This window comes from Shinella granuli (assembly GCF_004341885.1).
In the GTDB taxonomy this organism is placed as follows: Bacteria; Pseudomonadota; Alphaproteobacteria; order Rhizobiales; family Rhizobiaceae; genus Shinella; species Shinella granuli.
Map to the genome: position 1 here is coordinate 417,607 of NZ_SLVX01000002.1, position 25,146 is coordinate 442,752.

The 25,146-nt window shown below is 65.5% G+C and carries 25 protein-coding genes and 3 tRNA genes; 20 read left to right on the forward strand and 8 right to left on the reverse strand.

Features of this window, described 5'->3' with window-relative positions:
* Positions 1 to 16: 16 nt before the first annotated feature.
* The 3 genes from hutG to hutI are packed head-to-tail and all read right to left on the reverse strand — an operon-like array spanning position 17 to position 3,620.
* Positions 17 to 811 carry an N-formylglutamate deformylase gene (gene hutG / locus EV665_RS05225; protein ID WP_210234605.1) on the reverse strand — a complete coding sequence of 265 codons (795 nt, stop codon included), beginning with the start codon at positions 809 to 811 and terminating at the stop codon, positions 17 to 19.
* 7 nt (positions 812 to 818) lie between these two features.
* On the reverse strand, positions 819 to 2,354 hold the full coding sequence (hutH, locus tag EV665_RS05230; RefSeq protein ID WP_133033323.1) for a histidine ammonia-lyase: 1,536 nt from the start codon (positions 2,352 to 2,354) through the stop codon (positions 819 to 821).
* 42 nt (positions 2,355 to 2,396) lie between these two features.
* A complete protein-coding gene (gene hutI / locus EV665_RS05235; RefSeq protein WP_133033324.1) occupies positions 2,397 to 3,620 on the reverse strand; it encodes an imidazolonepropionase in 1,224 nt (407 codons plus the stop codon).
* A 112-nt stretch (positions 3,621 to 3,732) separates the two neighbouring features.
* Here hutI and EV665_RS05240 point away from each other — a divergent pair, with 112 nt between their 5' ends.
* Together EV665_RS05240 and hutC are read left to right on the forward strand one after the other, a co-directional pair.
* Positions 3,733 to 5,079 carry a formimidoylglutamate deiminase gene (locus tag EV665_RS05240; protein ID WP_133033325.1) on the forward strand — a complete coding sequence of 449 codons (1,347 nt, stop codon included), beginning with the start codon at positions 3,733 to 3,735 and terminating at the stop codon, positions 5,077 to 5,079.
* Positions 5,080 to 5,110: 31 nt separating this feature from the next.
* On the forward strand, positions 5,111 to 5,926 hold the full coding sequence (gene hutC, locus EV665_RS05245) for a histidine utilization transcriptional repressor HutC (protein WP_133033326.1): 816 nt from the start codon (positions 5,111 to 5,113) through the stop codon (positions 5,924 to 5,926).
* Here the strand turns inward: hutC and EV665_RS05250 are convergent.
* The gene (locus tag EV665_RS05250; protein ID WP_133033327.1) at positions 5,923 to 7,881 is read right to left on the reverse strand and encodes a CHASE2 domain-containing protein; all 1,959 of its coding nucleotides are present in this window, start codon (positions 7,879 to 7,881) and stop codon (positions 5,923 to 5,925) included. The genes hutC and EV665_RS05250 overlap by 4 nt on opposite strands.
* A gap of 183 nt (positions 7,882 to 8,064) precedes the next feature.
* On the opposite strand from EV665_RS05250, the gene EV665_RS05255 reads away from it, so the two are divergent.
* Positions 8,065 to 8,607, forward strand: a complete 543-nt coding sequence (locus tag EV665_RS05255) for a Pycsar system effector family protein (RefSeq protein WP_064329767.1) — start codon at positions 8,065 to 8,067, stop codon at positions 8,605 to 8,607.
* Between the two features lie 147 nt (positions 8,608 to 8,754).
* The gene (locus EV665_RS05260; protein WP_133033328.1) at positions 8,755 to 9,987 is read left to right on the forward strand and encodes a M10 family metallopeptidase C-terminal domain-containing protein; all 1,233 of its coding nucleotides are present in this window, start codon (positions 8,755 to 8,757) and stop codon (positions 9,985 to 9,987) included.
* A gap of 67 nt (positions 9,988 to 10,054) precedes the next feature.
* Here EV665_RS05260 and EV665_RS32225 read toward each other — a convergent pair whose 3' ends face one another.
* The 4 genes from EV665_RS32225 to EV665_RS05270 all read right to left on the reverse strand — a co-directional run bounded on the left by EV665_RS32225 (position 10,055) and on the right by EV665_RS05270 (position 12,722).
* A complete protein-coding gene (locus EV665_RS32225) occupies positions 10,055 to 10,243 on the reverse strand; it encodes a hypothetical protein (protein ID WP_145925880.1) in 189 nt (62 codons plus the stop codon).
* A complete protein-coding gene (locus EV665_RS32230) occupies positions 10,240 to 10,407 on the reverse strand; it encodes a hypothetical protein (protein ID WP_162852974.1) in 168 nt (55 codons plus the stop codon). The genes EV665_RS32225 and EV665_RS32230 overlap by 4 nt, the downstream gene beginning before the upstream one ends.
* Before the next feature lie 140 nt (positions 10,408 to 10,547).
* A complete protein-coding gene (locus EV665_RS05265; RefSeq protein ID WP_133033329.1) occupies positions 10,548 to 12,314 on the reverse strand; it encodes an adenylate/guanylate cyclase domain-containing protein in 1,767 nt (588 codons plus the stop codon).
* 332 nt (positions 12,315 to 12,646) lie between these two features.
* Positions 12,647 to 12,722 (reverse strand) — tRNA-Val (locus EV665_RS05270).
* 243 nt (positions 12,723 to 12,965) lie between these two features.
* On the opposite strand from EV665_RS05270, the gene EV665_RS05275 reads away from it, so the two are divergent.
* The 16 genes from EV665_RS05275 (at position 12,966) to nuoK (ending at position 25,142) form a co-directional block, all read left to right on the forward strand.
* Positions 12,966 to 13,042, forward strand: a tRNA-Asp gene (locus tag EV665_RS05275).
* A 48-nt stretch (positions 13,043 to 13,090) separates the two neighbouring features.
* Positions 13,091 to 13,167 (forward strand) — tRNA-Asp (locus tag EV665_RS05280).
* 535 nt (positions 13,168 to 13,702) lie between these two features.
* On the forward strand, positions 13,703 to 14,068 hold the full coding sequence (locus EV665_RS05285) for an NADH-quinone oxidoreductase subunit A (protein WP_064329771.1): 366 nt from the start codon (positions 13,703 to 13,705) through the stop codon (positions 14,066 to 14,068).
* A complete protein-coding gene (locus EV665_RS05290; RefSeq protein WP_133033330.1) occupies positions 14,059 to 14,640 on the forward strand; it encodes a NuoB/complex I 20 kDa subunit family protein in 582 nt (193 codons plus the stop codon). Before EV665_RS05285 ends, EV665_RS05290 begins: the two co-directional genes overlap by 10 nt.
* 18 nt (positions 14,641 to 14,658) lie before the next feature.
* A complete protein-coding gene (locus tag EV665_RS05295) occupies positions 14,659 to 15,261 on the forward strand; it encodes an NADH-quinone oxidoreductase subunit C (protein ID WP_133033331.1) in 603 nt (200 codons plus the stop codon).
* 91 nt (positions 15,262 to 15,352) lie between these two features.
* On the forward strand, positions 15,353 to 15,688 hold the full coding sequence (locus EV665_RS05300; protein WP_084437831.1) for a four helix bundle protein: 336 nt from the start codon (positions 15,353 to 15,355) through the stop codon (positions 15,686 to 15,688).
* Between the two features lie 57 nt (positions 15,689 to 15,745).
* A complete protein-coding gene (locus EV665_RS05305) occupies positions 15,746 to 16,936 on the forward strand; it encodes an NADH-quinone oxidoreductase subunit D (RefSeq protein WP_064329775.1) in 1,191 nt (396 codons plus the stop codon).
* Positions 16,936 to 17,178 (forward strand): hypothetical protein, encoded by a 243-nt coding sequence (locus EV665_RS05310; protein ID WP_064329776.1) that lies wholly within the window; start codon positions 16,936 to 16,938, stop codon positions 17,176 to 17,178. Before EV665_RS05305 ends, EV665_RS05310 begins: the two co-directional genes overlap by 1 nt.
* A gap of 16 nt (positions 17,179 to 17,194) precedes the next feature.
* Positions 17,195 to 18,331, forward strand: a complete 1,137-nt coding sequence (locus EV665_RS05315; protein ID WP_133033332.1) for an NADH-quinone oxidoreductase subunit E — start codon at positions 17,195 to 17,197, stop codon at positions 18,329 to 18,331.
* Positions 18,332 to 18,342: 11 nt separating this feature from the next.
* Positions 18,343 to 19,647: an NADH-quinone oxidoreductase subunit NuoF gene (gene nuoF, locus EV665_RS05320; RefSeq protein ID WP_064329778.1), complete on the forward strand. Its 1,305-nt coding sequence runs from the start codon at positions 18,343 to 18,345 to the stop codon at positions 19,645 to 19,647.
* A 4-nt stretch (positions 19,648 to 19,651) separates the two neighbouring features.
* On the forward strand, positions 19,652 to 20,299 hold the full coding sequence (locus EV665_RS05325) for an NADH:ubiquinone oxidoreductase (RefSeq protein WP_133033333.1): 648 nt from the start codon (positions 19,652 to 19,654) through the stop codon (positions 20,297 to 20,299).
* A 118-nt stretch (positions 20,300 to 20,417) separates the two neighbouring features.
* Entirely contained in the window at positions 20,418 to 22,496 is a 2,079-nt protein-coding gene (gene nuoG, locus EV665_RS05330; RefSeq protein WP_133033334.1) for an NADH-quinone oxidoreductase subunit NuoG, read from the forward strand.
* Between the two features lie 20 nt (positions 22,497 to 22,516).
* Positions 22,517 to 23,563, forward strand: coding sequence for an NADH-quinone oxidoreductase subunit NuoH (gene nuoH, locus EV665_RS05335; RefSeq protein ID WP_064329781.1), 1,047 nt, complete (start codon positions 22,517 to 22,519; stop codon positions 23,561 to 23,563).
* Positions 23,564 to 23,596: 33 nt separating this feature from the next.
* The gene (gene nuoI / locus EV665_RS05340; protein WP_023513863.1) at positions 23,597 to 24,088 is read left to right on the forward strand and encodes an NADH-quinone oxidoreductase subunit NuoI; all 492 of its coding nucleotides are present in this window, start codon (positions 23,597 to 23,599) and stop codon (positions 24,086 to 24,088) included.
* A 103-nt stretch (positions 24,089 to 24,191) separates the two neighbouring features.
* Positions 24,192 to 24,806 carry an NADH-quinone oxidoreductase subunit J gene (locus EV665_RS05345; RefSeq protein WP_064329782.1) on the forward strand — a complete coding sequence of 205 codons (615 nt, stop codon included), beginning with the start codon at positions 24,192 to 24,194 and terminating at the stop codon, positions 24,804 to 24,806.
* 27 nt (positions 24,807 to 24,833) lie between these two features.
* Positions 24,834 to 25,142: an NADH-quinone oxidoreductase subunit NuoK gene (gene nuoK / locus EV665_RS05350; protein WP_024270868.1), complete on the forward strand. Its 309-nt coding sequence runs from the start codon at positions 24,834 to 24,836 to the stop codon at positions 25,140 to 25,142.
* Positions 25,143 to 25,146 lie beyond the last annotated feature (4 nt).

The following is a 25,146-nucleotide window of genomic DNA, read 5'->3' on the forward strand; positions in this document are numbered from 1 at the left end:
GGCTGGTTCTCCCGGATCAGCGTGCAAGGGTGGAGGCGAGGGCCTCGATACGGTTCAGGATGTCTTTGAGGGGAATGCGCAGTCTTGCAGCCTTCGCCTCGTCGAGGGCGAAGGGCGGCGCCTCCGTGGCAAGGTGGCTGGCCTGCGCAAGCTCCATCTGGATGGCGTGCACGCCGGTTTCCGGCCTGCCGTAGTGGCGCGTCGTCCAGCCGCCCTTGAAGCGGCCGTTGAGGATGCTGGTATAGCCCTCGGCCCTGGCGCAGATTTCGGACGTCGCCGTTTCGATCTCCTTGGCGCAGGTGCGGCCCATGTCGGTGCCGACATTGAAGTCCGGCAGCCGGCCTTCGAAGAGGAAGGGGATCAGCGAGCGGATCGAGTGGCAATCGTAGAGGATCGCCACGCCGTGGATCGCCTTGACGCGCTCGATCTCGGCGGCAAGGGCCGCATGGTAGGGCGCGTGGAAATGGGCGAGCCGGTAGGCGATGTCCGCCTCGGTCGGCGCCGCGCCGTCCTTCCAGATATGCTTGCCGTCGAAATCCGTTTCCGGAACGAGGCCGGTCGTGTTCTGGCCGGGATAGAGGCTGACGCCGGCCGGATCGCGGTTGGCATCGATGACATAGCGGTGGAACGTGGCGCGCACCGTCGTCGCCTCCGTCAGCAGGCCGGCATAGAGGCGCTCGATGTGCCAGTCCGTATCCGCAAGGATGCGGCCGTTGTCGTTCAGGCGTTCCCATATGTCGGCCGGCACATCCGTGCCGGTATGCGGGAAGGCGAGAATGACGGGCGAGGTGCCCTGGTGAAGTTCGAACATCGCCACCTTACGCCTCCAGAACCGGCAGGATGCCCTTGGTGACGGAGGCGGCGAGCGCGCCGGAGGAGACGAAGGTGCTGGCGGCGGCAAGGTCGGGCGCCATGTAGCGATCCTCTTCCAGCGTCGCGACGACGGTGCGCAGCGCGGCGACGACCTTCTGCAGCTCCGGGCTGGTGACGAGCGGGGCGCGGAACTCGATGCCCTGCGCGGCCGTCAGCGCCTCGATGCCGATGATGGCCGAAAGGTTCTCCGTCATGCGCAGCAGGCGACGGGCGCCGTGGCAGGCCATGGAGACGTGGTCTTCCTGGTTGGCGGAGGTCGGCGTCGAATCGACCGAGGCCGGATGCGCCATCTGCTTGTTCTCGCTCATCAGCGCGGCCGAGGTGACCTCGGCGATCATCAGGCCGGAATTGAGGCCCGGCTTCTTGGCGAGGAAGGCTGGCAGGCCGAAGGAGAGGGCGGGATCGACGAGCAGCGCGATGCGGCGCTGGGCGATGGCCCCGATCTCGCAGGCCGCGATGGCGATCTGGTCGGCGGCGAAGGCGACGGGCTCGGCATGGAAGTTGCCGCCCGACACGACGCTGTCGTCGGAGAGGACGAGCGGGTTGTCGGTGACGGCATTGGCTTCGATTTCGAGCGTGCGGGCGGCAACACGCAGCAGATCGAGGCAGGCGCCGTCGACCTGCGGCTGGCAGCGGATGCAATAGGGGTCCTGCACACGCTCGTCGCCGGTGATGTGGCTTTCGCGGATGACAGAGCCGGCAAGCAGGGCGCGCAGGGCGGATGCGGCGTCGATCTGGCCCTTGTGGCCGCGCAGCGTGTGGATATCCGGATGGAACGGCGCGGAGGAACCCATGGCGGCGTCGGTGGAAAGCGCCCCGGTGACAAGGGCGGCCTGGGCGGCGCGGTGGGCGCGGAAGAGGCCGGCGAGCGCCAGGGCGGTCGAGACCTGCGTGCCGTTGATGAGGGCAAGGCCCTCCTTGGCGGCGAGGACGACGGGCTTCAGGCCGGCCTTTTCCAGCGCTTTGCCGCCGGAAAGGCGCTCACCGGCGTAAAAGGCCTCGCCTTCGCCGATCATCACCGCCGTCATGTGGGCGAGGGGGGCGAGGTCGCCGGAGGCGCCGACGGAGCCCTGTTCCGGAATGACCGGGATGACGCCCTTGGCCTGCATCGCCTCGATGAGGCGCACGACCTCGATGCGCACGCCGGACGCGCCGCGCCCGAGCGAGATCAGCTTCAGCGCCATGATGAGGCGCACGATGTTTTCGGCCAGCGGTTTGCCGACGCCGCAGCAATGCGACAGGATCAGGTTGCGCTGGAGCGTCGCGACGTCCGCCGGCGCGATCTTGATGGAGGCGAGTTTGCCGAAGCCGGTATTGATGCCGTAGACCGGCTCGTCGCCGCCGGCGATTTGCGCGATGCGCGCGGCGGCCTTCTGAATGCCGGCGTCGAAGGAGGCGTCGAGCCTGGCGGCCTCGCCGGTCCAGTAGATGGTTTCAAGGGTCTTGAGGGGCACGGAGCCCGGATGGAGCGTGATCGTCATGGTGCATTCCCCGATGCAGCGCTGTGCTGCGTATTGAATGGATCAGTGTCCGCTGCGGATACGGGCATGCATGGGGTTGAAGCCCATGCGATAGACCAGTTCCGCCGGCCGGCCGATGTCCCAGAGGACGAAATCGGCCCATTTCCCGGCTTCGAGCGTTCCCACCTCGTCGACGAGGCCGAGGGCACGGGCCGCCTCGCGCGTCGTGCCGGCGATGCATTCCGCAACGGTCATGCCGAAGAGCGTCGCGGCCATGTTCATGGTGAGGAGCAGCGAGGTGAGCGGCGAGGTGCCGGGATTGGCGTCCGTCGCGATGGCCATCCTGACGCCGTGCTTGCGGAAGAGATCGACCGGCGGCTTCTTCGTCTCGCGGATGAAGTAGAAGGCGCCCGGCAGGATGACGGCGACGGTGCCGGCCGTCGCCATGGCGGCCGCGCCCGCATCGTCGGTATATTCGAGGTGGTCGGCCGACAGCGCGCCGTAACGGGCGGCCATTTCCGCGCCGTGGAGGTTGGAAAGCTGATCGGCATGCAGCTTCACCGGAAGGCCATGGGCCTTCGCGGCATCGAAGACCTTCGCCATCTCCTCCGGCGAAAAGGCGATGCCCTCGCAGAAGCCGTCGACGGCATCGGCAAGCCCCTCGGTCGCGACGGCCGGCAGCATCTCACGGATGACCTTGTCGATATAGGCCGCCTTGTCGCCGTTCATTTCCGGCGGCAGCGCATGGGCGCCGAGGAAGGTGGTGCGCACGGTAACGTCGCGCATCTCCGCGAGGCGCCGCGCGGCGCGCAGGGATTTCACCTCGTTCTCGGTGTCGAGGCCGTAGCCGGATTTCAGTTCGACCGTCGTCACGCCCTCGGCGATCAGCGCGTCGAGGCGGGGCAGGGTCTGGCGCACCAGCTCGTCCTCGCTCGCGGCGCGCAGCGACTTGACGGAGGAGACGATGCCGCCGCCGGCCCGCGCGATCTCCTCATAGGAGGCGCCGGCAAGGCGCAGCTCGAATTCGTGGGCGCGGTCGCCGGCATGCACGAGATGGGTATGGCAGTCGATGAGGCCCGGCGTGATCCATCGGCCTTCGCAGTCGATGGTCTCGGCGGCGGAGAATTCGGCGGGAAGCTCGGCCTCGGGCCCGGCAAAGGCGATGCGGCCGTCGCGGACGGCGATCGCGCCGTTCTCGACGATGCCGAGGTCCGGCAGGCTCTCCTTGAGCGTCGCAAGCCGGGCATTGCGCCAGACTCGGGGACTGTCCTTTTCCGGTGTCGTCATCGTGATTGCCTCTTCCCTGCGATAGGGATAATGTATATACATAATTGCGAGGGCGCAAGAGCCAATTTGCCGGCGCGGCGCCAGGATGTACAATCGGGAGAAGGAACGGGCGATGGCGATCATTCATGCAAGGCAGGCGCTGCTTGCGGGCGGCTGGGCGAAGGATGTCCGCATGGGCATCGCGGATGGCCGCATCGCCACGCTCGAAACCGGCGCCGCGCCGGCACCGGGCGACGAGCGCCACGACACCATCGTCGCCGGCATGCCCAACCTGCACAGCCACGCCTTCCAGCGCGGCATGGCGGGACTGGCGGAAACGCGCGGGCCGGGCAGCGATTCGTTCTGGAGCTGGCGCAACGTCATGTACCGCTTCGCGCTGTCCATGACGCCCGACGATGTGGAGGCGGTCGCCGGCCAGCTTTATGTCGAGATGCTGGAGGCGGGCTTCACCCGCGTCGGCGAGTTCCACTACCTGCACCACGACAAGGACGGCGGGCACTATGCCGATATCGCCGAGATGGCCGCGCGCATCGCCGCCGCGGCGTCTAAGACCGGAATCGCGCTGACGCTGCTGCCCGTCTTCTACGCCCATGCCGGCTTCGGCGGCACCGCGCCGGGCGAGGGCCAGCGCCGCTTCATCAGCGACCGGCAGTCCTATGCCGCATTGCTGGAGCGCTGCCGTGCGCTGACCGATGCGCTGCCGGGAGGCATCACCGGCGTCGCCCCGCACAGCCTGCGCGCCGTCACCCCGGACGAGCTTTCCGACGTCGTGGGTATGGCGGGCGACGCGCCGGTCCACATCCATATTTCCGAGCAGGTCAAGGAAGTGGAGGACAGCATCGCCTGGTCCGGCCGCCGCCCGGTGGAATGGCTGCTCGACAACCAGGCGGTCGACGGCCGCTGGTGCTTCATCCACGCGACGCACATGACGCAGGCCGAGACGCGCGGCATGGCGAAGGCCGGCGCGATTGCCGGCCTCTGCCCGGTGACGGAGGCCAATCTCGGCGACGGCACCTTCCCGGCGCCGGATTTCCTTGCCCATGGCGGCCGTTTCGGCGTCGGTTCGGATTCCAACGTGCTGATCGGCCTGCCGGACGAGCTGCGCCAGCTCGAATATTCTGAGCGACTCGCCCATCGCGCCCGCAACGTGCTCGCCGCTCCCGGTGGCTCGACGGGCCGGGCGCTGTTCGACGGCGCGCTGCTCGGCGGTGCGGCGGCGCTCGGCGTCGAACCGGGCCTTTCGGCCGGCAGCCCCGCCGATTTCGTCAGCCTCAAGGCCCGCCACGGCCTCGACCTTGCCGGCGACGCGCTGCTCGACGGCTGGATCTTCGCCAATGGCGCGGCGGTCGATTGCGTCTGGGTGAATGGCCGCCGGCAGGTCGAGGGCGGCCGCCATGTGGCGCGCGCGGCGGTCGGCCGGCGCTTCACGGCCACCATGCGGGCCCTGGCCGAGGCCTGAGGACGTATTGAAAGGCGGCCCCGCCTTTCCTATGACTTTTCCGGACCGGGCGAATCTGCGCCCGGCAAGCGCGGAGGCGACCATTTCCACTCTCGGGGACAACAGGCAGGCCGAGGCCAAGGAACCGTCGCTGCACCGCCGCATCCTGGAGGATGTGGAGGGCAGGATCCTTTCGGGCGAATGGCCGCCGGGCCACCGCATCCCCTTCGAGCACGAACTGACCGAGCAGTATCAGTGCTCGCGCATGACGGTGAACAAGGCGATCACCGAGCTGGTCAAGCGCGGCCTGATCGAGCGCCGGCGCAAGTCCGGCAGCTATGTCACCCACCCGCACGCCCAGTCGGCGGTTCTCGAAATCCACGACATCCGCCTGGAGGTCGAATCGCTCGGCCTGCCGTATCGCTACGAGCGGCGCACGCGGGTAAACCGTGCTGCGAAGGCCGCCGACCGGCGGCTGATGGAGCTTTCCGAATCGGCCCGGCTGACGGACATCTGTGCCCTGCATTTTGCCGGCGCCCAGCCGTTCTGCCTGGAGGACCGCCTGATCAACCTCGAAGCCGTGCCGGAAGCGGCCGACGAGAGCTTCGACGACATCGCGCCGGGCGCCTGGCTGATCAGCCGCGTGCCCTGGAGCGCCGCCGAACACCGCATACGCGCCGTCGGGGCCGACGTCCGCGCCGCCGAACTCCTGGCGATCGCGCCCGGCACGCCCTGCCTCGTCGTCGAGCGCCGCACCTGGAGCGGCGGCCTCTATGTCACCCATGTGCGGCTGACCTATCCCGGCGAAAAACACGAGCTCGTCGCCGAGTTCGCCCCCTCGCATCCCAAGCAGGGCGCGCCGGCCTAAGCCCCGCCGGCGACGTGTTCGGTCCGGATGGTCGCGTAATAGGGGGCGAGTGCCGGGGCGGCCTCGATCAGCGTGTCGAAGGCCGCGTCATCGACGGTGAGGCGCCCGGCATATTTGTCCTCGACGAACCGGGCATGCAGCGCCTTTGCCTCTTCCGGTAGGCCGCGGATGGCGGTGAAGACGGGGGCGGCGACGCTGCGGCCCTTGACGGTGATCCGGTCGAGTTCGAGCACCGCGAAATCGGCCGCCGCCAGCTTTGCCGTGCTTTCGCCGATGAGCAGCGGCACGCCATAGGCCTTCGAGGCGCCTTCGAGGCGCGAGGCAAGGTTCACCGCATCGCCGAGCACCGAATAGTCGAAACGCTGCGAGGAGCCCATGTTGCCGACCACGCATTCGCCGGTGTTGATGCCGATGCCGATGCGCAGCGCATGATAGGAGCTGCCGCTCGCCGCGGCTTCCGCCTGGAGCTTTGCGTTCAGTGTCGCCATCACGTCGAGCATGTCGAGCGCGGCGGCCACCGCATGGCGGGCATGGTCCTCGTCGTCGAGCGGCGCGTTCCAGAAGGCCATCACGCAGTCGCCGATATATTTGTCGATCGTGCCGCCGTGCTTGAGCACGATGTCGGAGAGCGGGGTCAGCAGCCGGTTGATCAGCGTCGTCAGTTGTTCCGGGTCGTCCTTCATCGTCTCGGCGATCGTGGTGAAGCCGCGCACGTCGCAAAACAGGATGGAGAGCGTGCGCCGCTCGCCGCCGAGCTTCAGCTGCGAAGGATCGCGCGCGAGGCGCTCGACGAGGGCGGGCGAGAGATATTGCGAGAAGGCGCGCACGATCTCGCGGCGCCGGCGCCGCTCCTCCGCATAGTCGAGCGCCGTCTGGCCGGCGGCGACCAGGAGAAGCGCGATGGTGGGGCCGATGGGTGAGACGAAGAGATTGGCCTCGCGGATCAGCGCGAAGCTGAGGAGGCCGAGCACGGCGCTTGCAAGGACGCTGAGCACGACCGTCTGCCAGCGCGTCGCACGGCGCACGATCGCCGCTGAAAGCAGGGCGGCGAGCGTGACGGCAGTGATGGCGAGCGGCGTGCCGGCCCGGGTGATCGCGGCGCCGGCGGTGAGATTGTCGAGGATCGTCGCCTGGATTTCCGCCCCCGCCACCAGCCGGCCGGTATGGACCGTATAGGGCGTGGCGAAGGCGTCCGCACCGCCGGAATTGATGACGGGCGCATTCTGCAGGCTGAGTCCGACGATCACCACGCGGCCCTTGAACGTATCTTGCGGCAGCATGTTTTCCGGATCGAGCGCCTGGTAATAGGAAACCGTCGGATAGCTGCGTGCCGGGCCGAAGGACTGCAGAAGCTTGCCCTCGGGCGAGACCGCCGGCTTGCCGGCGATGCGGGCGAGCGCGAGCGCAAAGCCGTCCGCATAGCGCGGCAGGTCGCGAAAGACGCCGTCGCCGCCGAGCGCGATCGAGGCGATGCCCGTCACCGCGCCCGCTTCGGTGAATGCCGGCAGCGGCGTCGTGCGCAGGAGTTGTTCGGCCTGCGGCGTGACGATGACGCTCTCGTCGCCGGCCAGAACGACATCCGGCCCGAGCGTCGCGGCAAAGGCGGCATCGGAGGCGGGATTGGAGGGTTCGGCGAAGATGATGTCGAGGCCGATCGCCGTGGCGCCGGCCTTGCGCAGGCTTTCCACCAGCCGGCCATGCAGCTCGCGCGGCCAGGGCCATTGCGCATTGATTTCCGCCAGCGACGGCTCGTCGATCGCGACGACCACCGGCCCGCCGGCCGGCGGGCGCGGATCGTCGACGGTGGAAAGATAGTCGAAGGCGCGCAAATCCGCGAGGGACCAGGCCGGAAGCTGCGTCAGGGCCGAGACGAGCGCGATGACCGCAAGGGCGAGCATGGCAAGCCGGCGGGTGCGGCGCGACCAAAGGTGGGGAAGGCGCAGCGCCGCGCTCATGCGCAGCTCCGGGCGGCGCGGCGCTGGACTGCTGGGGACGACGGGCCGGGGGGCGGGGCGAGGTTCTGCATGCAACCAGAACTCGACATCCCCCTGAAAAAGTCAAGCGGTGCGGCGGGCAGGCCGTTGCTTTCCCAAGGCACTCGGCTATCACGCAATGAGTGCAGGAAGGATAGAAGCGACATGACGGCTTTGGAAACGCGGCAGACCATCCTCGAACGGGCCCTCGATGGCACGCAGGGCATCGCCCTTGAGCATTTCGACCATATCCGCCGCATCAACGACGTCTTCTACGACCAGGTGAAGATCTCCGACCAGAAGGCCGCCTATATCTTCACCTTCATGATCGCGCTGCTGGTCACGTCCACCGAAAGCCGCGCCGTCTTCACCTGGTCGCGTTATGCGGAGGGCAACCCGGCGGCGATCGTCTTTTCCGGCCTGCTCGCCTTCGCGCTGATCTTCTCCATCGTCTCGGCGATCCTCGTCGTGCTGCCGCGCCGGGTGGACAAGGCGACCTCGCTGTTCTGGGGCGCCTGGCCGCATCACCGCGAGGGCTTCCGCAAGGCAGCGCACGACCGCGATATCGGCTATCTCTTCGAGCAGTACATGCAGAACGCCGATGCCATGGCCTCCATCGCCCGCGACAAGTACCGCTTCGTCGGCTTCGCCTTCCGCGGCCTGCTGATGACGGTCATCGCCTATGTCGCGCTGCTGGCGACGCGCTGAGCCTGCTGCCGGCGGCGCCATGCCGCTCATCCCGGAAAATTCCGCGTCGGCGGCGGGCTTTGCCGCAAATACGGCGCGACGCCATCTTTTAGCGGGAGGAATATTAGCCTACGCTTGCCGGGATTGGGGAGCTGGGGAGAGAGGGCGATGCTGAAGAAGCCACCGTCGGACTATGCACGAGGCTTTCACACCAAGGCGTTCGAGTGGAAGGGCATCTATATCCTTGCCAACGACGCCGTTCCCGACGAGGCGGTCTACCGGGCTGCGGAGATCGTCTTCAACTCGATCGCCGGGGCTGGAAAATACGTGTCCGCGATCGTCGATGCCGGCGGCCGCTTCGCCATCATCCCGGAAGGCACCAAGATCACCAAACTGCCGGATTACGCTGATCTCGGTGCGTCCTGGGACATCTATCGGGGGCTGGGGGCCGTGCTGGGGCGGCCGACCTCGTCGTCCGGCGAGGAGAACCTGCTCAATTATCCGACCGACCCCTATGGCGGCAGCGAGAGCATCGCGCTGCACGAATGGGCGCACGCGATCGACAATCTCGGCGTATCGACGGTCGACAAGGGGCTGATGGATGCTTTCGCCGCCGCCTATGACAATGCCAAGCGCGCGGGCCTGTGGAAGAACACCTATGCGGACGACACGCTCGACGAATATTTCGCGGAGCTGAGCCAGGCCTATTTCAACGACAATCCCGAGCGGGAGGGCGCGGACGGCATCCACAACGAGATCAACACCCGCACCGAGCTCGCGAAATACGACCCGAAGGCCTATGCCATCCTGAAGAAGATCTACGGCGAGGGAAAATGGAGCCCCGGCGACTTCTTCGGTGAGGCGGGTGCCGATGTGCTGAAGGGCACGTCCGGCGACAACCTGATCTTCGGCAATGGCGGCAATGACCGTATCTATGCCGGCGCCGGCGCCGATTACGTGCTGGGCGGCACCGGCAACGACACGATCAGCGGCGCCGCCGGCAAGGACAAGCTGATGGGCGAGGCCGGCAACGACAGGATCAGCGGCGGCGGCGGTGCCGACAGTCTCCACGGCGGCTCCGGCGCCGATGTCTTCGTCTTCGCCTCGATCCGGGATTCGACCACGTCAGCGTCCGGCCGCGACACGATCGCGGATTTCAATCGCGCCCAGAAGGACAAGATCGATCTCAAGGCGATCGATGCGAACACGAAGTCCGCCGGCGACCAGGCCTTCACGTTCATCGGCACCGATTCCTTCCACAAGAAGGCAGGTGAACTGCGCTATGAGAAGAAGAGCGGCGACACGTTCATCTATGCGGATGTCAACGGCGACGGAAAGGCCGATTTCTCCATCCTGCTCGACACCAGCGTCAGCCTGAAGGTGACGGATTTCGTTCTTTAGGCCGGCTGCGGCCGTCTTGCTGCGTATGTGACGGATCGCGCCGCTTTCCGGCGCGGACCGGCGTGGATCACGGTCGCCCTTCGGCCTTGTATTGCCGGCGCATGATGAGCGTTGCGACGGCAAGTCGTTCCTCGACGGCGTCCCGCTCGGCAATCAGCGTGCGCAGCGCCTCCAGGGCATCGCCATTGTGAAGGGCGAGGATTTCGGCGGCTTCCTCGCGCACGATAGCGCCCTGTCGTCTCACAATGTGCATCATTGCAGCCGCAGCTCCAGTTGCGTCTTGGACTTCAGCACATAGAGGGGCCGCGCGACCGCCTCCAGCTTGCGCTGGAACTCCGCCCGGTGCGCCTGCTGCTTTTCGCGCAGGGCCCGGCAGGCAGCAACTTCGGCCAGGGCCCGTTCGATGGCATCGCTTTGCATCGGCACCTCCATTTGTTCCCTTTATGTTCTTATTTTTGACGGCAACTGTCAAGCGGCGTCTGGCGCCCGTGCGGAACACGGCCGGCGGAAAGACGGGAAGGCCATGGCTGTGATGCCGGGATAAAGGCCCCGGCGAGGCGTCACCCGGAAACGGCGGCGCCGACGAGCTGGCGAAGCGCCTCGCTGTCGCGAAAGCACAGGACCTCTATCGGTTCCTGCTTCCCGGCCAGCATCACGGGGGCGAAGGTGAAGGTGTGCGGTTCGCCCGCCGCCATCAGGACCGCCTCCCTGGAGGCGATCAGGGTCGCGCCCAGTTGCTTGGTCTGGGCCTCCAGGCGCGCGGCGACATTGCCGGTATCGCCGAGGAAGGGCATGCCTTCGAGGCCGCCCGTCCACTCCGTGCCGACGACCGCCACCCCGACATGCAGGCCGATCCCGATGCGCAGCGGCTCGCTCAGTTCCTGCCGCAGCTCCTCGTTCAGGGCGTCGATCCCCTCCCAAAGCCGCAGCGCGGCGCGAAAGGCGTCGCGCGCGGCGTCATGCGTCGGCCCGTCGGTGCCGAAGACGCTCATGACGCCGTCGCCGGCAATGTTGGTGACATGGCCGCCGCTCGCCCGCACGGCCGAGGACACGGCCTTGATGTAGCGTTCGACGATGAAGAAGGTGTCGTAGGGCAGGCGATCGTCGGCAAGGCGCGTGGATTGGCGCAGGTCGACGAAGAGTGCCGCCACCTCCACCTCCCGGCGGGCGGCCGTCACGGGCCCGAACCGGCCCTTCGGCAACTGCGCCGCGGTGGCGGAATGCACGAGCGGAACGACGGTGAGATCGTGTTCCGGCCGGATCTGGCAGGCGAGCCGCACGGATGGCGGCGCCCCGATGCGCCGCAGGAGGCGCTGCTCGTCGCCCGCCGGGGCCGGCAGCGTTTCGCCGCCGGCGGTGACCTCGACGCGGCAGGTCGAACACCGGCCCCGGCCGCCGCAGACGGACGCGTGCGGAATGGCCGACCAGCGGCTCGCCTCCAGCACGCTGAAACCGGCGGGAACGGAGACGACACGGCCGCCGGGATAGGTGATCCGGACCGAATCGAACCGCGTGGCATGCCAGCCGCGTGCCATGCGCAGGATGACGATGCCGGCCAGCAGCGCGAGATAGCCCATGGTGAGACGGTTCGCGACGGCATTGGCCTCGGCCGCGGCGACGGCGGCAGGCGAACCCGGCAGGTCGTGAAGCCCCGGCCGCAGGGCTTCCATGCCCTGGGCGGCGAGATCGCGCATGTCGAGGCCCGCATTGATGAAGCCGAGCACGGCCAGCACGGGCAGCAGGGTGGCGAGCGACATCAGGATCGGCACGGAACGCGGATACCAGGACTTGCCGCGCAACCAGGCGCGCACGCCGATGCAGCCGTGGATCCACACGACGACGATCAACAGGAACTGGCGGGGCAGGCCGACCTCGGGACTGGCGACCCAGAGCGCGTAGACGGTCTTGTCGAAATCGATTCGCGCGCCGTAGACGCCCTTCAGATAGGCGATCGCCCCGGCATGGGCGAAGAGCACGGCCGGAATGGCCAGCCCGAAGACCAGCTGCACCGCATCGACCGCGGGAAGCCGCAGATGCCGTCGCCGATAGAGGGCGCGCAGCCCGAGTGCCGCGTGGATGGCGAGCCCGCCGTACAGCAGGGCCCGCCCCGGCAGGCTCTGCCACGGCTGGAAGAGCACCCGGCTCGCCATTTCCATCGCCTCGATCGAGCGGATGCCGAAGGCCTGGTTGAGAAGGTGCATCGCCGCGTAGAGAAAAAGGGTCAGGCCCGTCCACAGCCGAAGCCGGCGCAAAAACGCCCGGGAGACCGCCGGGCGTTCGCCGGTTTCGCTGCCAAAACGCTGCTCCGGCGCGACCTTGCCGCTCAAGCAAAACCCCTCATAGGCGTGAGATCCAGAATCCACCCGCAGGATGGCGCGGCGTCTTGCCCGGTTTGTCGGCAGATTGCCGGTGTATGGACATCATCGACGGAACTCTCGGTGCAAATCCGCTCTTTCTGGAGTCAACTAGCGGCTCGGGCCCTGATTGCAATCGGAATTTGATGCGCCACGGGACAATTCTCCGCGATCTTCGAACGGGAGGGCGCGGCCCGAAAGGGCGTGGGCACAGGACAGGCGTCAGTGGCGGCGGGCCCCGCAGCGACGGTTCTCCGCGCAGAGCGCGTTGAAATCACAGATGAACTTGAATTTCTGAGGGAAAATGGTGGGCGATGAGAGACTCGAACTCCCGACATCCTCGGTGTAAACGAGGCGCTCTACCAACTGAGCTAATCGCCCGCCGCGTTGGTGGCCGTGATCTATGCGGAACCGGATCAAACCGCAAGAGGCAATCGCAAAGTTTTTGCATTTTTTTGAATGCGGCCATGAAGATGCCCGAGGCTGTGGAAACATTTTCGGACGCGTCATTCTTTTGTCGTGAAACCTGCTTGACACCCAAAGGCGAACCCCTTAGTTAGCCGCTCATCGAACGGCTCAGGCCGCTCGGGACGGATGGTTCGCCTTCCGGTCGCTTTCGAGGATGCGGGTGTAGCTCAGTCGGTTAGAGTGCCGGCCTGTCACGCCGGAGGTCGCGGGTTCGAGCCCCGTCACTCGCGCCACTCGAAGGGCCGGACGAAACATGCGGGGGCCGCAGGGTCACAAGATGCGCGGGTGTAGCTCAGTCGGTTAGAGTGCCGGCCTGTCACGCCGGAGGTCGCGGGTTCGAGCCCCGTCACTCGCGCCATTCTTCTTTCTCCCCAAGGTGTTGCCGCAGTTTCTTCGCGTGATGCTTTGCGTCTGGTCGCCGTTCCTCTCTTTATAAGATTCACCCATATTCCTTGCGACGGACTCGCATGTTCCGGAATTCCTGCCCTGGGCATGAAGGACGGCGATTCCATGCGGAGAGGGAGAGGCTTCCGCCTCCGGGCCAGCTCTTGAAATCTGGGGATGTGGATGCTCCCCGCGCGCAGCGGCGATACGGTGGGACGATCATGTGTCCGATCACAATGCCGGCGGTTTGCGGCCCTTTTTCTTCGCATCTGCGGCGAAACGTCCCGCATTGCACCCATCCTGAAATCGTAACGATTTAAATGGCTTTGCGTCCGGGGTTTCGCGGCCGCCCGGAAAACAACACAATGAATGGGGCGAAAGCCGGACAAAGCCTTGCGCGGGGCCGCTCACTGCGCTAACGACGGGGCGTTGCAACATACTTTCTCGGCTTGCAGGTCTTGGACCAACAGGCGTCTCTCCGGCGCCACGAGCAGGCAGGATGGACGCCAATGACTGAACTTCTCGGTTCCTATATCCCGATCGCCATCTTCATCGGTATTGCGCTCGTGATCGGCCTTGCGCTGCTGGTCGCGCCGTTTGCCGTCGCATACAAGGCCCCCGATTCGGAAAAGCTCTCCGCTTACGAGTGCGGCTTCAATGCGTTTGACGATGCGCGCATGAAATTCGATATCCGCTTCTACCTGGTGTCGATCCTCTTCATCATCTTCGACCTCGAAGTCGCTTTCCTCTTTCCCTGGGCCGTCTCCTTCGGCGACATGGGCTGGTTCGGCTTCTGGTCGATGATGGTCTTCCTCGGTGTGCTGACCATCGGCTTTATCTACGAATGGAAGAAGGGAGCGCTCGAATGGGAGTAGCCCACACCAACACGACGCTCGTCGCGCCGCAGGCCAAGGGGATCATCGATCCCAACACCGGCAAGCCCGTCGGCAGCAACGACGCCTTCTTCGGCGAGATCAACAACGAACTCGCCGACAAGGGCTTTCTCGTCACCTCGACGGATGAGCTTATCACCTGGGCCCGCACCGGCTCGCTGATGTGGATGACCTTCGGTCTCGCCTGCTGCGCGGTGGAGATGATGCAGCTCTCCATGCCGCGTTACGACGTCGAGCGCTTCGGATTTGCCCCGCGCGCCTCGCCGCGCCAGTCCGACGTCATGATCGTCGCCGGCACGCTGACCAACAAGATGGCGCCTGCGCTCCGCAAGGTCTACGACCAGATGCCGGAGCCGCGCTACGTCATCTCGATGGGTTCCTGCGCAAACGGCGGCGGCTACTATCACTATTCCTATTCGGTGGTGCGCGGCTGTGACCGCGTGGTGCCGGTCGACATCTATGTACCAGGCTGTCCTCCCACGGCGGAAGCGCTCCTTTACGGCGTGCTCCTGCTGCAGAAGAAGATCCGCCGGACCGGTACGATCGAGCGTTAAGGGCAGGGGACTTTAGATATGAGCGAAGCCCTCCAGGAGCTTTCCTCCCATATCGGCGAAGCGGCGGGCAACCTCGTCGCCGCCGCCGATATCGCCTTTGGCGAACTCACCCTGAAGACGGACGGCGCCCGCGTCGTCGAGCTTCTGACCTTCCTGCGCGACGACGTGCAGTGCGGCTTCGTCAACCTCGTCGATATCTGCGGCGTGGACTGGCCGGCCCGTGCCGAGCGTTTCGACGTGGTCTACCACCTCCTGTCGCCGCGCCAGAACGTGCGCATCCGCGTCAAGGTGGCGACCGGCGAGGACCAGCCCGTTCCCTCCGCCTGCGCGGTCTATCCGGGCGCCGACTGGTTCGAGCGCGAAGCCTACGACATGTACGGCATCCTCTTCACCGGCCATCCGGACCTGCGCCGCATCCTCACCGACTACGGCTTCGAGGGGCACCCGCTGCGCAAGGATTTCCCGACGACCGGCTTCGTGGAAGTGCGCTACGACGACGAGGTCAAGCGCGTCGTGTACGAGCCCGTCGAACTGAAGCAGGAATTCCGCAACTTCGACTTCCTCTCCCCCTGGGAAGGCACGGACTATGTGCTGCCGGGCGATGAGAAGGCGAAGCAGTAATCAGGAAGTAGGCAATAGCCAATAGGCAGTAGGAAGGAGCAAGCGGACGACGATCAATTCCTATCAGGACCTGAAGGTTTGGCAGCGTGCCATGGATCTAGCGGTCGAAAGCTATGAACTGACGCGGCGGTTTCCCCGTGAAGAGGTTTATGGAATGGTATCGCAAATACGCCGGTCGGCGGCCTCGGTTGCCGCCAACATTGCGGAAGGTCATGGCCGAGATGCTACAGGGCACTATGTCCAGCATCTCAAGTTCGCCCAGGGTTCGCTGAAGGAGTTGGAGACGCATCTGATACTTTCATCCCGCGTTGGAATTGCTTCGCCTGAGAAGGTGATTTCCTTGATGAAGTCGAGTGATGAAGTAGGAAGGATGCTCAGATCGCTGATCCGCAGTTTGCAGGATGGACGAAATGAACGCACGGAATGAACTAACCCCTACTGCCTACTGCCTATTGGCTAATTCCTCCCAGCGCGGAGCGCGCCCATGAACGAGCACAACGTTCGCAACTTTAATATCAACTTCGGGCCGCAGCACCCGGCAGCACACGGCGTGTTGCGCCTCGTGCTCGAACTCGACGGCGAAATCGTCGAGCGCGTCGATCCGCATATCGGCCTCTTGCACCGCGGCACCGAGAAGCTGATCGAGACGAAGACCTATCTCCAGGCCGTGCCCTATTTCGACCGCCTCGACTACGTGGCGCCGATGAACCAGGAGCACGCCTTCGCGCTTGCCGTCGAAAAGCTGACGGGCACGGAAGTGCCGATCCGAGGCCAGCTCATCCGCGTGCTCTACTCCGAAATCGGCCGTATCCTCTCGCACCTCCTCAACGTCACAACGCAGGCCATGGACGTCGGCGCGCTGACGCCGCCGCTCTGGGGCTTCGAGGAACGCGAAAAGCTGATGGTGTTCTACGAGCGGGCCTGCGGCGCGCGCATGCACTCGGCCTATATCCGCCCCGGCGGCGTGCACCAGGACCTGCCGCACGAGCTGGTGGAAGACATCGGCAAGTGGATCGACCCGTTCCTGAAGACCGTCGACGATATCGACGAACTTTTGACCGGCAACCGAATCTTCAAGCAGCGCAACGTCGATATCGGCGTCGTGAAGCTGGAGGACTGCTGGGCCTGGGGCTTTTCGGGCGTCATGGTGCGCGGCTCGGGTGCGGCCTGGGACCTGCGCCGCTCGCAGCCCTACGAGTGCTATTCCGACCTCGACTTCGACATCCCGATCGGCAAGAACGGCGACTGCTACGACCGTTACGTCATCCGCATGATCGAGATGCGCGAAGCGGCGAAGATCATGCGCCAGTGCGTCGACCGCCTGCTCGGCGATGCCAAGGTCGGCCCGGTCTCCTCGATCGACGGCAAGATGGTGCCGCCGAAGCGCGGCCAGATGAAGCGCTCGATGGAAGCGCTCATCCACCATTTCAAGCTCTACACCGAAGGCTACCACGTGCCGGCCGGCGAGGTGTATGCGGCCGTCGAGGCGCCGAAGGGTGAGTTCGGCGTCTACGTCGTCGCCGACGGCACCAACAAGCCGTATCGCTGCAAGATCCGCGCCCCGGGTTACGCCCACCTGCAGGCGATGGATTTCATCTGTCGCGGCCACCAGCTCGCCGATGTCTCGGCGATCCTCGGCTCGCTCGACATCGTGTTCGGCGAGGTCGATCGCTGATGCCGAACGTTGCCCTTGCCACGCTGATCCTCTTGGGGACCGCCGCTGCCGCCAACGCGCAGCAGGAGGTGCAGATCGGTGCGTCCGGCACCACCATGGGTGCACTGGCGAGCCAGGGCTACGAGATCAAGGCGGCGGCGCCGAACGGCAGCCGCTACGTCGTATTCATGCAGAAAGACACGTCGGCCTACGCCTGCGAATTCGTCAACACGACGCAAACGCAGTGCCGGCAGATCAATTGAGACAAGGCGTTACAGAATGTCCGTTCGTCGACTAGCCGATGACAATGTCCAGCCCGCCAGCTTCGCCTTCACCAAGGAGAACGCGGCCTGGGCCAAGGCAACGATCAACAAGTATCCGAAGGGCCGCCAGCAGTCGGCGGTCATCCCGCTTCTGATGCGGGCGCAGGAGCAGGACGGCTGGGTCACCAAGGCGGCGATCGAATCCGTCGCCGACATGCTCGGCATGGCCTATATCCGCGTGCTCGAGGTCGCGACCTTCTACACCCAGTTCCAGCTGCTGCCGGTCGGTACGCGCGCCCATGTCCAGGTCTGCGGCACGACGCCCTGCATGCTGCGCGGCGCGGAAGACCTGATCAATGTCTGCAAGAAGCGCATCCATCCCGAGCCCTTCCATCTCAATGAGACGGGCACGCTCTCCTGGGAAGAGGTCGAGTGTCAGGGCGCCTGCGTCAACGCGCCGATGATCATGATCTTCAAGGACAGCTATGAGGACCTGACAGCGACGCAGCTCGAGCACATCATCGACCGTTTCGATGCCGGCAAGGGCGCCGACATCACGCCCGGCCCGCAGGTCGACCGCATCTTCTCCGCCCCGGTCGGCGGCCTCACCAGCCTCAACGAGCCGGAAGCAGTCGCGAAGAAGGCGCCGGCCCGTGCCCGGAAGACCGAGGAGGAGAGCGTCAGCGTTCCCCCGTCGAATGCCGCAAAGCCGAAGACGGATGCCGTCGAGACCGATCCCAAGCTGAAGACGCCGGCGACCGCCAAGGCCGAAGCGGCCGCCAACACCAAGGTGACCGGCGACACGCGCGCCGAAGGCGGCGATGACGCCGCCAAGCAGCCGATCGCGGCCGCTACCGGCAAGCCGTCGCTGGAAGACAAGAACCGTCCGGCCGGCATCGCCCGCCCGCAAACGCCCGACGACCTGAAGCTCATCTCCGGCGTCGGCCCGAAGATCGAGGGCATTCTCCACGAGCTCGGCATCTTCACTTTCGCGCAGGTCGCGGCCTGGAAGAAGGCGGAGCGCGAATGGGTCGATTCCTATCTGAATTTTAAGGGCCGCATCGAGCGCGACGACTGGGTCAAGCAGGCCAAGGCGCTCGCCAAGGGCGGCGAAGCGGAATACATCCGCGTCTTCGGCAAGAAGCCGCGGTAAAGGGGTGAATCATGCTTAAGGACCAGGATCGCATCTTCACCAACATCTACGGCACCAAGGACAAGTCGCTGAAGGGCGCCATGGCCCGCGGCCATTGGGACGGCACCAAGCAGCTGCTCGAAAAGGGCCGTGACTGGATCGTCAACGAGGTCAAGGCCTCGGGCCTGCGCGGCCGCGGCGGCGCCGGCTTCCCGACCGGCCTTAAGTGGTCCTTCATGCCGAAGGAATCCGACGGCCGTCCGCACTATCTCGTCGTCAACGCCGACGAATCCGAGCCCGGCACCTGCAAGGACCGCGATATCCTGCGCCACGATCCGCACACGCTGATCGAAGGCTGCGTCGTCGCCTCCTTCGCCATGGGCGCGAACGCCGCCTATATCTATGTGCGCGGCGAGTTCATCCGCGAGCGCGAGGCGCTGCAGGCGGCGATCGACGAGTGCTACGACGCCGGCCTTCTCGGCAAGAACAACAAGCTCGGCTATGATATCGACATCTATGTCCACCACGGCGCCGGCGCCTATATCTGCGGGGAAGAGACCGCGCTGCTCGAAAGCCTGGAAGGCAAGAAGGGCCAGCCGCGCCTGAAGCCGCCGTTCCCGGCGAATATGGGCCTCTATGGCTGCCCGACGACGGTCAACAACGTCGAATCGATCGCCGTGACGCCGACCATCCTGCGCCGCGGCGCGAGCTGGTTCTCCTCGTTCGGCCGCCCGAACAATGTCGGCACCAAGCTGTTCATGATGTCCGGCCACGTCAATCGTCCCTGCACGGTCGAGGAGGCCATGGGCATCTCCTTCAAGGAAATGGTCGAAAAGCACGGCGGCGGCATCCGCGGCGGCTGGGACAACCTGCTTGCCGTCATCCCCGGCGGCGCATCCTGCCCGGTCGTCAAGGCCGAGGACATGATGAACGTGACGCTCGACTTCGACGGCCTGCGCGAGGTGAAATCCTCCTTCGGCACCGGCGGCATGATCATCATGGACCGCTCGACCGACATCATCAAGGCGATCTGGCGCATCTCGGCCTTCTTCAAGCACGAGAGCTGCGGCCAGTGCACGCCGTGCCGCGAAGGTACCGGCTGGATGATGCGCGTCATGGAGCGCATGGTGCGGGGCAATGCGCAGAAGCGCGAAATCGACATGCTGTTCGACGTGACGAAGCAGATCGAAGGCCACACGATCTGCGCGCTCGGCGATGCGGCGGCCTGGCCGATCCAGGGCCTCATCCGCAATTTCCGCCCGGAAATCGAAGCACGCATCGACCAGTACACGGCCAACGCCATGGCGCATGGCGCCGTGCTCGAAGCAGCGGAGTAAGGTGATGAAGACGCCGGCAGGACAGGATGCGAATGCAACCAGGGTTCAGCCGGCGGAAGCCGGCGGGAGCGATCCTTTCGGGCTCGCGCCCTGGCTGAGAACGATGCCGGACGTGCCACTGCACCCGCTGATGGCCCATCCGGTGGCGGCGATGGCCGCGACGACCGCGATCGGCTTGGGCATTGCGGGCCAGATGGCCGGTGCGATGCTGGGCCTGATGCAGAGCGCGGCGGAGCGGGCCAAGGTGGCGCTGGACGAGGCCGCGGAGGCGAAAGCGCAGCCGCAGCCGGTGGAGCCGGTCAAGGCGAAGCCGGTGCTGACCGTGGTGCCGAAGGCGGAAAAGCCCGCCGTGGCGAAGACGGTGACGGTGGCGCGCGAGAAAAGTGCGACGCCGAAGACGGCGGAGGCCAGGCCGGTGCGCAAGGCTCCGGCGGCAAGGACCGCAAAGGCCGACGACCTGAAAGCGATTTCGGGCATCGGGCCGAAGCTGGAGCAGGTGCTGAACGGCATGGGCTTCCGACGCTATGCCGACATCGCGGGCCTGAAGCCCGCCGATGTCGCAAGGATCGAAGCCGAACTCGGTTTCGCAGGGCGCATCGCCCGCGATGGCTGGGTGGAGCAGGCAAGGGCGCTGGCGAAGGGCAGGGGCTGAGACCCCGCCGGAACCGGCAGATGGAACAAGGCCGAAGGGACGGGACCCGGACCTGAGGCTGGACAGAATGGCGCTGGCGAGACGCGGGGTTTTCCCGCGTCAAAAGCGGGATTGAGATATGGCAAAGCTGAAAGTCGACGGAAAAGAAATCGAAGTCCCGGATCACTTCACGCTGCTTCAGGCGTGCGAGGAGGCCGGCGCCGAGGTTCCGCGCTTCTGTTTCCACGAGCGGCTGTCGGTTGCCGGCAACTGCCGCATGTGCCTCGTCGAGGTGAAGGGCGGCCCGCCGAAGCCGGCGGCCTCCTGCGCCATGGGCGTACGGGACCTGCGTCCCGGCCCGAACGGCGAGCCGCCGGAAGTCTTCACGACCACGCCGATGGTCAAGAAGGCGCGCGAAGGCGTGATGGAGTTCCTGCTCATCAACCACCCGCTGGATTGCCCGATCTGCGACCAGGGCGGCGAATGCGACCTGCAGGACCAGGCGATGGCCTTCGGCATCGACTCGTCGCGCTACGCGGAGAACAAGCGCGCGGTCGAGGACAAGTATATCGGTCCGCTCGTCAAGACGATCATGAACCGCTGCATTCACTGCACGCGCTGCGTCCGCTTCACGACGGAAGTGGCCGGAATCACCGAGCTCGGCCTCATCGGCCGCGGCGAGGATGCCGAGATCACCACCTATCTCGAACAGGCGATGACCTCGGAGTTGCAGGGCAACGTGGTCGACCTCTGCCCGGTCGGCGCGCTGACCTCCAAGCCCTTCGCCTTCACGGCCCGCCCGTGGGAGCTGAGCAAGACCGAATCGATCGACGTCATGGACGCCGTCGGCTCGGCCATCCGCGTCGATACCCGCGGCCGCGAGGTGATGCGCATCCTGCCGCGCGTCAACGAGGAGATCAACGAGGAGTGGATCTCCGACAAGACCCGCTTCATCTGGGACGGCCTGAAGACCCAGCGCCTCGACCGCCCCTATGTCCGCAAGGACGGCCGCCTGCAGCCCGCAAGCTGGGCCGAGGCCTTCGGCGCCATCAAGGCTGCCGTCGCCGGCAAGCCGGGCGAGCGCATCGGTGCGATAGCCGGCGACCTCGCCTCGGTCGAGGAGATCTACGCGCTGCGCGAACTCATGACCGCCCTCGGCTCCGTCAATGTCGACTGCCGCCAGGACGGTTCGGTGCTCGACCCGTCGCTCGGCCGCGCCAGCTACCTGTTCAACCCGACCATCGAAGGCATCGAGCAGGCCGATGCGCTGCTCATCGTCGGCGCCAATCCGCGCCTTGAAGCCGCCGTGCTCAACGCCCGCATCCGCAAGCGCTGGCGCATGGACAACTTCCCGATCGGCGTGATCGGCGTCGAGGGCGAGCTGCGCTACGGCTACGAGTATCTCGGCGCCGGCACGGACACGCTCTCCGGCCTCCTCGACGGTTCCGTCAAGTTCGCCGCCAAGCTGAAGAAGGCCGAACGCCCGATGATCATCATCGGCCAGGGCGCGCTGTCGCGTCCTGACGGCCTCGCCGTCCTCTCGGCCGTCTCCGCGCTGGCGGAGAAGGTCGGCGCGGTGAAGGCGGACTGGAACGGCCTTGCCGTCCTCCACACCGCAGCCGCGCGTGTCGGAGGCCTCGACCTCGGCTTCGTGCCGGGCGAGGGGGGCAAGACGGCGGCCGACATGCTCACCGGCACCGACGTGCTCTTCCTGCTCGGCGCCGACGAGATGGATTTTTCGAAGAAGACCGCCTTCACGGTCTATATCGGCTCGCACGGCGACAATGCGGCGCATGTCGCCGACGTCATCCTGCCGGGCGCGACCTATACCGAGAAGTCGGGCACCTGGGTCAACACCGAAGGCCGCGTCCAGATGGGCAACCGCGCCGGCTTCGCGCCGGGCGACGCCCGCGAGGACTGGGCGATCCTGCGCGCGCTGTCCGACGTGCTCGGCAAGAAGCTGCCCTTCGATTCGCTCGTCCAGTTGCGCGCGAAGCTCTACGAGGCGCACCCGCATTTCGCTGCGATCGACGAGATTGCTGCGGGTGAAATCGCCGATCTTTCCGCGCTTGCGAAAAAAGGCGGGACGATGGCGAATTCCGGGTTTGCGTCTCCGATCAAAGACTTCTATTTGACGAACCCGATAGCGCGCGCCTCCGCGGTCATGGCCGAGTGCTCGGCGCTTGCCCGCAACAATTTCAAAGCCGCGGCGGAATGAGCGCGAAGGAATAGACGGTAATGGACGCTTTCATTTCGACCTATGTCTGGCCCGGCGTGATCATGGTGGCGCAGTCGTTGCTGCTCCTGGTCGCGCTCCTGGTCTTCATCGCCTACGTGCTTCTCGCAGACCGCAAGATCTGGGCGGCCGTGCAGCTTCGCCGCGGCCCGAACGTCGTCGGCCCCTGGGGTCTCTTCCAGTCCTTCGCCGACCTCCTGAAGTTCGTCTTCAAGGAGCCGGTCATCCCGGCGACGGCCAACAAGGTGATCTTCCTGCTCGCGCCGCTCGTCTCCGTGACGCTGGCGCTCGCCACCTGGGCGGTCGTGCCGCTGAACGACGGCTGGGTGATCGCCAACATCAATGTCGGCATCCTCTACATCTTCGCGATCTCCTCGCTCGAAGTCTACGGCATCATCATGGGCGGCTGGGCTTCGAACTCGAAGTACCCGTTCCTCGGCGCGCTGCGCTCCGCCGCGCAGATGGTCTCCTATGAAGTCTCCATCGGTTTCGTCATCGTCACCGTGCTGCTCTGCGTCGGCTCGCTGAATCTGACGGATATCGTCAATTCGCAGCGCGACGGCCTCGGCACGATGATCGGCCTGCCAGGTTCTTTCCTCGACTGGCACTGGCTGGCGCTGTTCCCGATGTTCGTGGTGTTCTTCATCTCGGCGCTGGCCGAGACGAACCGCCCGCCCTTCGACCTTCCGGAAGCCGAATCCGAACTCGTCGCCGGCTTCATGGTCGAATACGGCTCTACCCCGTACATGATGTTCATGCTCGGTGAATATGCCGCCATCTGCCTGATGTGCGCGCTGACCACGATCCTCTTCCTCGGCGGCTGGTTGCCCCCGGTCGACGTCTGGTTCCTCAACTGGGTCCCGGGCATCATCTGGTTCGTCTTGAAGGCGTCCTTCGTCTTCTTCATGTTCGCGATGGTGAAGGCCTTCGTGCCGCGCTACCGCTACGACCAGCTCATGCGTCTCGGCTGGAAGGTCTTCCTGCCGATCTCGCTCGCCATGGTCGTCATCGTTGCATTCGTGCTGAAGCTCACGGGCTGGTCCGCATGACCGCCCGCGATTTCAGCAGCATTGGAGCTTGAAATGGCTAGTCTTTCGCAAGCCGTAAATTCGCTGTTCCTCAAGGAATTCGTCGGCGCGTTCTTCCTGTCGATGCGCTACTTCTTCCGTCCGAAGGCGACGGTGAACTATCCCTTCGAAAAGGGCCCGGTCTCCCCGCGCTTCCGCGGCGAGCATGCGCTGCGCCGCTATCCGAACGGCGAGGAACGCTGCATCGCCTGCAAGCTGTGCGAAGCCATCTGTCCGGCTCAGGCCATCACCATCGAGGCCGGCCCCCGCCGCAACGACGGCACGCGCCGCACGGTGCGTTACGATATCGACATGGTGAAGTGCATCTATTGCGGCTTCTGCCAAGAGGCCTGCCCGGTCGACGCCATCGTCGAGGGCCCGAACTTCGAGTTCTCGACGGAAACGCGCGAAGAACTCTACTACGACAAGCAGAAGCTGCTCGAGAACGGCGATCGCTGGGAGCGGGAAATCGCCCGCAACATCGCTATGGATTCGCCTTACCGCTGATTTCGGGCGGAAGGCATAACGAACGTGAAGTGCCTGACGAGCGGTCGTCAGGCTTCGACGGGGCAGGGGGAACCTTCTCCGGGGAAGACGAAAAGGCACCAAAATGGGTCTGCAGGCTCTATTCTTCTATCTGTTCGCCTTCGTGGCGGTGGCGTCCGCCTTCATGGTGATCGCGTCCAGGAACCCGGTCTATTCCGTGCTGTTCCTGATCCTCACCTTCTTCAATTCGGCGGGCCTCTTCCTCCTGACGGGCGCCGAGTTCCTGGCGATGATCCTGCTGGTCGTCTATGTCGGCGCGGTCGCGGTCCTCTTCCTCTTCGTCGTCATGATGCTCGACATCGATTTCGCCGAACTGAGGGCAGGTGCACTGGAATATGCGCCGGTCGGCGCGCTGATCGGCCTGATCCTCGCGATCGAGCTCGTGGTCGTCGTCGGCGGCTCGACGCTCTCGCCGGAAATCGCCAGCAATGCCGCGATGCCGATCCCGCCGGCCGCCGAGCGCCAGAACACGGCCGCCCTCGGCGACGTGCTCTATACGCATTACGCCTATTTCTTCCAGATTGCCGGCCTCGTGCTGCTCGTCGCCATGATCGGCGCGATCGTGCTGACGCTGCGCCACAAGCCGCATATCAAGCGCCAGGATATCCCGACCCAAGTCGCCCGCACGCCGGAGACCGCCGTCGAGATCGTCAAGGTGAAGCCCGGGCAGGGCATCTGAGGCAGCGCGAGACCAAGGAAAAGCATCATGGAAATCGGTATTTCCCACTACCTCACCGTCAGCGCCATCCTCTTCACCCTCGGCGTCTTCGGCATCTTCCTGAACCGGAAGAACGTCATCGTCATCCTGATGTCGATCGAACTCATCCTGCTGTCGGTCAACATCAACATGGTCGCATTCTCGCACTTCCTGAACGACATCGTCGGCCAGGTCTTCGCGCTGTTCATTCTGACCGTCGCGGCTGCGGAAGCGGCCATCGGTCTTGCAATTCTCGTCGTCTTCTACCGCAACCGCGGTTCGATCGCCGTCGAAGACGTCAATATGATGAAGGGCTGATCGG

Bases quoted from the DNA above. Each gene is read 5' to 3' on its own strand.
- EV665_RS32230 (WP_162852974.1), bottom strand. From the start codon at position 10,407: ATGCAAAGCGATGCCATCGAACGGGCCCTGGCCGAAGTTGCTGCCTGC.
- EV665_RS05300 (WP_084437831.1), top strand. From the start codon at position 15,353: ATGGATCTAGCGGTCGAAAGCTATGAACTGACGCGGCGGTTTCCCCGT.
- hutI (WP_133033324.1), bottom strand. From the start codon at position 3,620: ATGACGACACCGGAAAAGGACAGTCCCCGAGTCTGGCGCAATGCCCGG.
- EV665_RS32225 (WP_145925880.1), bottom strand. From the start codon at position 10,243: ATGATGCACATTGTGAGACGACAGGGCGCTATCGTGCGCGAGGAAGCC.
- EV665_RS05240 (WP_133033325.1), top strand. From the start codon at position 3,733: ATGGCGATCATTCATGCAAGGCAGGCGCTGCTTGCGGGCGGCTGGGCG.
- nuoH (WP_064329781.1), top strand. From the start codon at position 22,517: ATGGACGCTTTCATTTCGACCTATGTCTGGCCCGGCGTGATCATGGTG.
- EV665_RS05285 (WP_064329771.1), top strand. From the start codon at position 13,703: ATGACTGAACTTCTCGGTTCCTATATCCCGATCGCCATCTTCATCGGT.
- EV665_RS05315 (WP_133033332.1), top strand. From the start codon at position 17,195: ATGTCCGTTCGTCGACTAGCCGATGACAATGTCCAGCCCGCCAGCTTC.
- EV665_RS05250 (WP_133033327.1), bottom strand. From the start codon at position 7,881: ATGAGCGCGGCGCTGCGCCTTCCCCACCTTTGGTCGCGCCGCACCCGC.
- EV665_RS05310 (WP_064329776.1), top strand. From the start codon at position 16,936: ATGCCGAACGTTGCCCTTGCCACGCTGATCCTCTTGGGGACCGCCGCT.
- EV665_RS05305 (WP_064329775.1), top strand. From the start codon at position 15,746: ATGAACGAGCACAACGTTCGCAACTTTAATATCAACTTCGGGCCGCAG.
- hutH (WP_133033323.1), bottom strand. From the start codon at position 2,354: ATGACGATCACGCTCCATCCGGGCTCCGTGCCCCTCAAGACCCTTGAA.
- EV665_RS05295 (WP_133033331.1), top strand. From the start codon at position 14,659: ATGAGCGAAGCCCTCCAGGAGCTTTCCTCCCATATCGGCGAAGCGGCG.
- EV665_RS05290 (WP_133033330.1), top strand. From the start codon at position 14,059: ATGGGAGTAGCCCACACCAACACGACGCTCGTCGCGCCGCAGGCCAAG.
- nuoF (WP_064329778.1), top strand. From the start codon at position 18,343: ATGCTTAAGGACCAGGATCGCATCTTCACCAACATCTACGGCACCAAG.
- nuoG (WP_133033334.1), top strand. From the start codon at position 20,418: ATGGCAAAGCTGAAAGTCGACGGAAAAGAAATCGAAGTCCCGGATCAC.
- nuoK (WP_024270868.1), top strand. From the start codon at position 24,834: ATGGAAATCGGTATTTCCCACTACCTCACCGTCAGCGCCATCCTCTTC.
- hutG (WP_210234605.1), bottom strand. From the start codon at position 811: ATGTTCGAACTTCACCAGGGCACCTCGCCCGTCATTCTCGCCTTCCCG.
- nuoI (WP_023513863.1), top strand. From the start codon at position 23,597: ATGGCTAGTCTTTCGCAAGCCGTAAATTCGCTGTTCCTCAAGGAATTC.
- EV665_RS05260 (WP_133033328.1), top strand. From the start codon at position 8,755: ATGCTGAAGAAGCCACCGTCGGACTATGCACGAGGCTTTCACACCAAG.
- hutC (WP_133033326.1), top strand. From the start codon at position 5,111: ATGACTTTTCCGGACCGGGCGAATCTGCGCCCGGCAAGCGCGGAGGCG.
- EV665_RS05255 (WP_064329767.1), top strand. From the start codon at position 8,065: ATGACGGCTTTGGAAACGCGGCAGACCATCCTCGAACGGGCCCTCGAT.
- EV665_RS05345 (WP_064329782.1), top strand. From the start codon at position 24,192: ATGGGTCTGCAGGCTCTATTCTTCTATCTGTTCGCCTTCGTGGCGGTG.
- EV665_RS05325 (WP_133033333.1), top strand. From the start codon at position 19,652: ATGAAGACGCCGGCAGGACAGGATGCGAATGCAACCAGGGTTCAGCCG.